This window comes from Pontibacterium sp., assembly GCF_041587635.1.
In the GTDB taxonomy this organism is placed as follows: domain Bacteria; phylum Pseudomonadota; class Gammaproteobacteria; order Pseudomonadales; family Balneatricaceae; genus Pontibacterium.
This window is the reverse complement of sequence record NZ_JBFGYC010000157.1, coordinates 1-7344: the sequence shown is the minus strand read 5'-3', so window position 1 is coordinate 7344 and position 7344 is coordinate 1. Positions and strand designations below refer to the sequence as shown.

Here is a 7344-nt window from a genome sequence, read left to right as displayed (position 1 = left end):
TTTATACCGCCTTCTTCTACAACGGCTTTCAGTGTGCGCAGTGCGAGCAGTTCCATAGACAGGTCCGAGGCTTGTGATTGCTTAGTTCTATAATAGAGAACGTTTGGTTCTTTATAATTCGTTTGTGGAGAGATTTAAAGCGGTCTAGGCTCAAGCCTCTACGTATAACAATAAATGAGACTCCACTTATGTCATCGGGTGCTGAACGTTATAAGGTGTTGGCCGCAGGTGTGCTTTGCATGATCGTTACGATCGGTATCGCGCGTTTTTCCTATACCTCGCTGTTACCGATCATGCAGGCAGAAACCTGGTTGGACGATGCTGCAGGCGGTTGGCTGGCTGCCTTTAACTACATGGGGTACATGGCGGGTGCTTTGCTGGCGGCGTCTGTTAGTGATCTGCGCACCAAAGACCGACTGTATCGCCTGTATCTGGTGTTGGCGGTGGTGACCACCTTCGCGATGGCGTTCACCGACAATATGATTGTGTGGGCGGTGTTGCGCTTTATCTCGGGACTCAGTAGTTCCGGCGGTATGTTGATCGCCTCTGGTCTGATCCTGAACTGGCTGATTCGTCACCATTATCGCGGCGAGCTGGGTATCCATTTTGCTGGCGCTGGGGTGGGGATCATTTTTGCATCGGCGGTGGTTGAGTTGTTAGTGTATCTGGCTCAGAGCTGGGACTTGCAGTGGATCTGGTTTGCCGTGTGCGCTTTGTTGCTGAGTATTCCTGCGTGGCTTTGGATGCCGCAACCCGATACCCGTCCCGTCACTGTATCCGGGGCCAAATTGGTTGATCAGCCACCGAGCCAATTGTTTATGGCGATTATGCTGGTTGCCTATTTCTGTGCCGGTTATGGCTATGTCATCAGCGCGACCTTTATTGTGGATATTGTCGAAGGGCAGGCAGCACTTAAAGGAATGGGGCAGTGGGTCTTTATGCTGATCGGGCTGGCGGTGATGCCAGCGGCCATTCTCTGGGATCGGATTGCCCGGGCGGTGGGCTACCTGCGGGCGCTGATGATGGCGTATGGCATACAGATTATAGGGATCGTCCTGCCCGCATTGACGGATTCCATGCTGGGAGTGGTACTGAGTGCGTTGTTTTATGGTGGTACCTTTATCGGCTGCGTGAGTTTGGTGCTGACGATGGCGGGGCGTTTCTATCCAACCAAACCGGCCAAACTGATGGGTAAAATGACACTCGCTTACGGTGTGGCGCAAATCGTGGCGCCAGCATTGACCGGGATGCTGGCACGGGAAAATGGTAACTACGACCTGGGTCTGTTTCTGGCCGGGGGCTTTGTTGCACTGGGGACGCTGTTGATTATTGTGCTGATACAGTTGGAGAATAAAGAGCAGCGTCAGGTACCGGAAGCGGTGTAGGTGTTTGCATGCCTGTAGGCATTGCGCTGCTCTAAGCAGCGTGGATCAGTTGTAAAAAACCGCACTGAGGCTGGGCCTGAGTGCGGTTTTTTTTATGTCATGACACGCCGATAAATCAGTTGTTCAGTGTGATATCTACCATCAGATCGCTGGCGATATCTTCCAGAGCGTCCTGCAGGTCGTCCAGATCGGTATCGGCTGCGGCTGACAGGTCTGCGCTGGCTTTAAAGAGTAGCTCGGCTGACATGGAGCCGGATGTCAGTTCGGTGCTCAGGCGCTCGACGTTGATGTGACGTTTTGCCAGTGCCTGTGAGATCTCGCGCACGATGCCCGGTTTATCGTGACCTACCAGTTCCAGCGTAAAGCTCTGGCCTGCAGTAGCTTCGGCTTCCGCGGAACGTTCGGTAACAATTTTCAAGCCCTGGGCTTCGAGCGCAGTCAGTGCTGCGGTCAGTGCTTCGGCTTTATCAGCGGGTACTTCTGTAATCAAAATGCCAGCAAATTTGCCAGCCAGACGGGACATGCCAGACTCCAGCCAATTGCCCTGATGGTCGGCAATGGTCTGTGCTAGTAGTTCAACCAGACCCGGTTTGTCCGGACCGATGACGGTAAGAACCAGAGATGTCATCATGAGAATACTCCTGTGTATTTTCGGCCGTTGTCCCCACTGGCCTTTTCTTGTTAGTTACCTTAAGCACTATAACACTCCCGCGCTGCAACAGAAGTGTCAGACCAAAATTTCGCACATGGATGAGCTACCGTCGTTCTTAATGGATTCGCGCGTATGCTGCTGGTGCGGGCAGGCCTTATATGTCTGGGCGTTTTGTGAGTGCTCAGGTGCTGTTTTGACTGAGATTGTGATCGTTTTGGGCAGGGTTTTGTGTGCAGTATGTTGAGTTACGTCGTGCGTCATAGTGAGCCGGATGGGGAAATTTGTCCGCCGACCGGATAGGGCATGATGCTGGTGACAGTCATTGCCGCTCAAATCTTGATGTCAGTCATAACTTTGTCGATTGTGGTGGTAATTGCTTTGAACTTTTTTATAGAACGTTGTCACAAAGTTGTTATTTGCGAACATGATCGAAGCAGTTGTTAAACTTTATGCGGATCTGGTCGATATAATTCTTGAATCTCAGGAAAAAGGCTTGCTTATTCTCGTCGTTCGGGGAGAATGCTGCCTTTGTTGTATCCTATGATCGAAACATACGTTTGACTGCATAACCGGAAAGTAGAGACAGATGAAGAAAGGTCCAGATTTAGTTGCGGTACTTGTGTTGTTTTTTGTTGTCGGCACGTTAATGACCGGCATTTCCCATGCAGATTTTGATGTACCTTCAATCGTAGGAAGTGTTGCTGGCAACTAATGACCAGCAACATTGTTTAACCGCCGGCACTTATCAACCGAGATAAGATGCCTGATCGCTGATGATCCCGGCCAGTGGAATATCCCAGTTTTCCACCGGCAGGCGTTCTACGCGCTGCAATTCATGAGCCAGTCCAATGAGTTTTGGGCCCGGAATGCTTTGTCTCCGGCTTTTAAAACTGAAGGTCCGGTCATAATACCCGCCTCCCATCCCCATCCGATTTCCATCAGCATCAAAGGCCACCAGAGGAAGCAGCACCAAATCTAATGCCCAAGGTGGGCGGCGCGGTGCTTTGATGATCGGCGGTTCTTCAATTTTATAGATATTTCGCACGAGTTTTGTCTGACGGTCGAAAGGTACAAACCAGAGGCGGTTGTGCAGAATGGGGTGGAGTACCGGCAAGTAGGTTTTTTTACCCATCTTCCAGCAAGATTCTAATAAAGGGCGTGGATCTATTTCGCCGTCATTGGGCAGATACAGAGCTATATGGCGGGCACGAATAAAATCGGGGCGTCGACATAATTGTGCATGCAGGCGTTTGGCTGCGCGCAACTGCTCGGTGCGGGTTAAAGCGCGACGTTTGCGACGGATATCTTGACGGAGTTGCTGACGTGGATTCATAAGGTGTGGTGAAGAGGCTCCCCGGGGTGCCGGTGTGGTACTGGCCCTGAACCCGAAGGTTCAAGGTGGCGGCTTCAGAAACATATTAGGCTTTCCGTAAAACGGACATGCACATCAATGCTTGCGTGAAACCTCCGGAGGTGTGCTTATCGGCTCGAGGGACGTTACCAGCTGTCGAACACCTCAGGGAGTTAATCACATTATACTCGTCTTGAGTTGTATGTCAGGTCTTGAAATAAAACTTTGTTATGCTAGGCACTCTTCATAACTGTTTGTATTTCGGTGACTTTTTGTTCAATTGAAAAGATTTCAATCAATCGTATTTTCTGGCTCTTTAGTCTCATGACTCAGCGCGTTATCGATGCGCAGGCAGAGCTGCTCAACATTATCCTTGAGTGTCTGTTCGTGCGACCCGCGTTCTTTTATCAGCTCGTGCGTGATGTTCAGAGCAGCCATCACCGCAATGCGTTCGAGGCCAATCAGTTTCCCGTTATGACGGATCTCCGCCATTTTATCATCCAGATACTGCGCGGCAGCCTCTAGCTCGGCGCGCGCTTCTGGCGGACAGTTGATGCTGTACTCTTTTTCCAGCAGTCTGATCGAAACAGTTTTTAGATCCTGGCTCATGCACTTTGCTCCAAGGCTTTCAGGCGCTGAATCATGGCTTCAACTTTATGGCGAGTCTGATCGTTTAGCTGGATCATCTGTAAACGTTCCTGTTTCAGCTCGTGTTCTTGCTGACGCAGTCGTTTGTTGTCCTGTTCCAGTTGATCACAGTATGCCAGAAGCTGATCTACTTTCTGTTCCAGTATAGTTAAATGCTGTTCGCTCATTTTATTTTCCAGACGGCTGAACTGTCGGACTATAAAGACCCCCCGCCAGAGGGTCAATGCCGGTCCGTGGCTCCTGTGTCGGGGAAGTGCTAGGATTAGCACTATATCTTTTATTGCCCGCCCTGCGGGTCCATTTCAATCTTGGTTTTAAGTCCACATCCATGTCATCCGAATCTTATGCACAACCGGAACTGCCGGATTTTGATCTGATCGCTAATCTGATGGTTGCCGAAGGCGTTCATGTTGTTTCTCCGTCTGAGCTGCACGGCCTATTGAGTGGCCACTTATCGGCGGGCGCCCGTCTGGAACCTGCAGTGCTTTTACAAAGCGCCTGCGATCTGATGGATATCACCGCATTTAAGCATGAAAACAGCAAAGTGTTGTTGCTCGATATGTACCAGCAGACGTTGTTGATGCTGGAAGCACCCGAGCTGATCTTTGAGTTGAGTGTGCCCGATGAAGAACAAAGTCTGGCGCAGCGTGCTGAAGGGTTGGGACAGTGGTGCCAGGGTTTTCTGAGTGGTTTTGGCCTCTACGGTAAACATACTGATAAAACACTGTCGAAAGAAGCCAAAGAAGCGTTCGCTGATCTGAACCAGATTGCGCAGATTGTGGCAGGCGTTGACGATGATGATGGCAGTGAAAACGATCTGATGGAAGTGGAAGAGTACGTCCGTATGGTGGTGCTGATGTTGTTTGCCGAGTGCAATAAAGCGGAACCGCCTGCTAACAATAGCCCCCAGAAAACAGTGCACTGATTATGAAAAGCCTGCTTGCTCAGTCCGTATTTTCTGAACGCCGTGCGCGCCTGATGGCGCAGATGCAGCCGCACAGTATTGCGATAGTGCCCTCTGCTCAGCTGGCCCCCCGTAACCGCGATGTGGATTATGCCTTCCGTCAGGATAGTGACTTCTATTATCTGGCGGGTTTTGACGAGCCGGATGCGGTGTTGGTACTGATCCCCGGTCGTGAAGCAGGTGAATGTGTGGTGTTCTGTCAGGATCGTGATCCTGAGATGGAGATCTGGCACGGTTATCGTGCCGGTCCCGAAGGACTGAAGAGCGAGTATGGTGCCGATCAGGCGCATCCCATTGGGTTGATCGATGATCAGATGCCGGGTTTGCTGGATGGTTGTGATCGCATCTATTACGCCATTGGCTGTGACGATGCGCTTGATGCTCAGGTGCGTGGTTGGCTCAATGCTATCCGTGCACAGGCGCGTCAGGGTGCGGTGCCACCGACTGAAATGGTGATGCTGGATCATCTGTTGCACGAAATGCGTCTGTTTAAGTCGTCTGATGAAGCGGATCTGATGCGACAGGCGGGTGAGATCTCTGCACAGGGGCATGTGCGTGCGATGCAGATCTGCAAGCCAGGTATGACTGAATATCAATTGGAAGCGGAGATCACCCATCATTTTGCGGTGAACCGTTGCCGGCAGGCTGCATACCCGTCGATTGTTGGCGGTGGTGATAATGCTTGCGTCCTGCATTACACCGAAAACGCGGATGTACTGAGCGACGGTGATCTGGTGTTGATCGACGCGGGTTGTGAGCTGGATTACTACGCTGGCGACATCACCCGAACATTTCCTGTCAGTGGAACCTTCAGTGCTGAGCAAAAGGCGCTGTACCAGTTGGTGCTGGATGCGCAGGAAGCCTGTATTGACCTGGTCCGTCCGGGTACCCCCTGGAACGAGATCCATGATCGCTCGGTGGAACTGATCACCGAAGGGTTAGTGGGGCTGGGTTTGTTGCAGGGCGACGTTGAAGAACTGATTGAGCAGGGTGCTTATCGCGAGTTTTATATGCATCGTATCGGCCACTGGCTGGGTATGGATGTACACGATGTAGGGGACTACAAAGTGGATGGCCAGTGGCGTCTGCTGGAACCGGGAATGGTGATGACCGTAGAGCCCGGGATTTATGTCTCTCCGTTTAATGACAAGGTAGAGGAGCGCTGGCGCGGTATCGGTATTCGTATTGAAGACGACGTATTGGTGACTGAAGGTGGTTGCGAAGTGCTGACTGCTGCAGTGCCTAAACAGGTTGCTGAGATCGAATCCCTGATGGCGGGCTAGGCCAGAAAGATGAAACAGCATTACGATATCGTGATTGTAGGTGGTGGCATGGTCGGCGCGAGTCTGGCCTGCGCCTTGTTGCCCGCCAGTGAGCAGCTGGATCTGAATATTGCTGTCATTGAAGCGTTTCCCATGCCGGAAGCCAGTGAGCTGGTCTATCAGCCCAGCTATGACTCCCGTGCCACCGCATTGGCGTACGGTGCCCGTACCCTCTATGAGCTAATGGGTATCTGGGACACGTTGCGCGAACATCTGAGTCCGATAGAGCATATCCACGTATCTGATCGCGGACGCTTTGGTGCGACGCGTTTACATGCTGAGGACGAGCACGTCGCTGCGTTGGGTTATGTGGTTGAAAATCACTGGTTGGGCCGGGTGTTGCTGGACCGTTTGCAGCAGCCAGATGCTGGGCGGGTGGATTTTATCTGTCCGGCAGAGGTGATGGATATCCAGCCCGGTGCTGAACAGATGGGGCTGAGCGTGAAGCACAATGACGACGTGCAACAGTTGACCGCTGAGCTGGTGGTGATGGCGGATGGTGGACGCTCCGAGTTGCGCGAACGTATGGGGATCGGTTATCAGCAGGCGTCTTACGGCCAGCATGCAGTGATCGCCAATGTGAGTCCTGATCGAAGTCACGAAGGTGTGGCGTACGAGCGCTTCACCGACTCAGGCCCCATGGCGCTGTTGCCACTGGAAGATGAGGGTGGTCAGCACCGTTGTGGTCTGGTGTGGACGGTGCCCGACGATAGGGTCGAAGAAATACTGGCATTGGACGACGATGCATTTATCGAACGCCTGCACGAGCGTTTTGGTTATCGGGCCGGGTGTTTTGTACACGTGGGTGAGCGTCATGCCTATCCGCTGAAGCTGGCGGTTGCCGATGAACAGGTGCGCGCGGGGCTGGCGGTCTTGGGTAACGCTGCACATGCGCTGCACCCGATTGCGGGTCAGGGCTACAATCTGGCCCTGCGGGGTGTGGTTGCATTGGCTGATCAGATCATCGGCGCGCGTAAACAGGGGATTCCGGTGGGTGATCTGGGTGTTCTGCAGGCATTTTA

Annotated in this window: 9 protein-coding genes and 1 other RNA gene; 5 read left to right on the top strand and 5 right to left on the bottom strand. The window is 52.4% G+C overall.

What is annotated here, in order from left to right:
• The first annotated feature begins 188 nt into the window (after positions 1–188).
• Positions 189–1385, top strand: coding sequence for a YbfB/YjiJ family MFS transporter (locus tag ABYW01_RS09700; RefSeq protein ID WP_372832369.1), 1197 nt, complete (start codon positions 189–191; stop codon positions 1383–1385).
• A gap of 115 nt (positions 1386–1500) precedes the next feature.
• Here ABYW01_RS09700 and ABYW01_RS09695 read toward each other — a convergent pair whose 3' ends face one another.
• On the bottom strand, positions 1501–2016 hold the full coding sequence (locus tag ABYW01_RS09695; RefSeq protein WP_372832368.1) for a glycine cleavage system protein R: 516 nt from the start codon (positions 2014–2016) through the stop codon (positions 1501–1503).
• A gap of 607 nt (positions 2017–2623) precedes the next feature.
• On the opposite strand from ABYW01_RS09695, the gene ABYW01_RS09690 reads away from it, so the two are divergent.
• On the top strand, positions 2624–2749 hold the full coding sequence (locus ABYW01_RS09690) for a hypothetical protein (protein ID WP_255512531.1): 126 nt from the start codon (positions 2624–2626) through the stop codon (positions 2747–2749).
• 33 nt (positions 2750–2782) lie between these two features.
• Here ABYW01_RS09690 and ABYW01_RS09685 read toward each other — a convergent pair whose 3' ends face one another.
• The 4 genes from ABYW01_RS09685 to ABYW01_RS09670 form a co-directional block, all read right to left on the bottom strand.
• The gene (locus ABYW01_RS09685) at positions 2783–3370 is read right to left on the bottom strand and encodes a 5-formyltetrahydrofolate cyclo-ligase (RefSeq protein WP_372832367.1); all 588 of its coding nucleotides are present in this window, start codon (positions 3368–3370) and stop codon (positions 2783–2785) included.
• A 14-nt stretch (positions 3371–3384) separates the two neighbouring features.
• A non-coding RNA gene (gene ssrS, locus ABYW01_RS09680) (6S RNA) lies at positions 3385–3563 on the bottom strand.
• Between the two features lie 116 nt (positions 3564–3679).
• Positions 3680–3997 (bottom strand): cell division protein ZapA, encoded by a 318-nt coding sequence (locus ABYW01_RS09675; protein ID WP_372832365.1) that lies wholly within the window; start codon positions 3995–3997, stop codon positions 3680–3682.
• Complete coding sequence (locus tag ABYW01_RS09670; protein WP_193952456.1) at positions 3994–4203, bottom strand: TIGR02449 family protein; 210 nt, start codon at positions 4201–4203, stop codon at positions 3994–3996. The genes ABYW01_RS09675 and ABYW01_RS09670 overlap by 4 nt, the downstream gene beginning before the upstream one ends.
• 161 nt (positions 4204–4364) lie before the next feature.
• Here ABYW01_RS09670 and ABYW01_RS09665 point away from each other — a divergent pair, with 161 nt between their 5' ends.
• The 3 genes from ABYW01_RS09665 to ubiH all read left to right on the top strand — a co-directional run.
• A complete protein-coding gene (locus ABYW01_RS09665) occupies positions 4365–4961 on the top strand; it encodes a UPF0149 family protein (protein ID WP_372832363.1) in 597 nt (198 codons plus the stop codon).
• 2 nt (positions 4962–4963) lie between these two features.
• Positions 4964–6283: a Xaa-Pro aminopeptidase gene (gene pepP, locus ABYW01_RS09660; protein ID WP_372832361.1), complete on the top strand. Its 1320-nt coding sequence runs from the start codon at positions 4964–4966 to the stop codon at positions 6281–6283.
• A gap of 9 nt (positions 6284–6292) precedes the next feature.
• The coding region (gene ubiH, locus ABYW01_RS09655) for a 2-octaprenyl-6-methoxyphenyl hydroxylase (protein WP_372832360.1) at positions 6293–7344 on the top strand (1052 nt) is incomplete at its 3' end.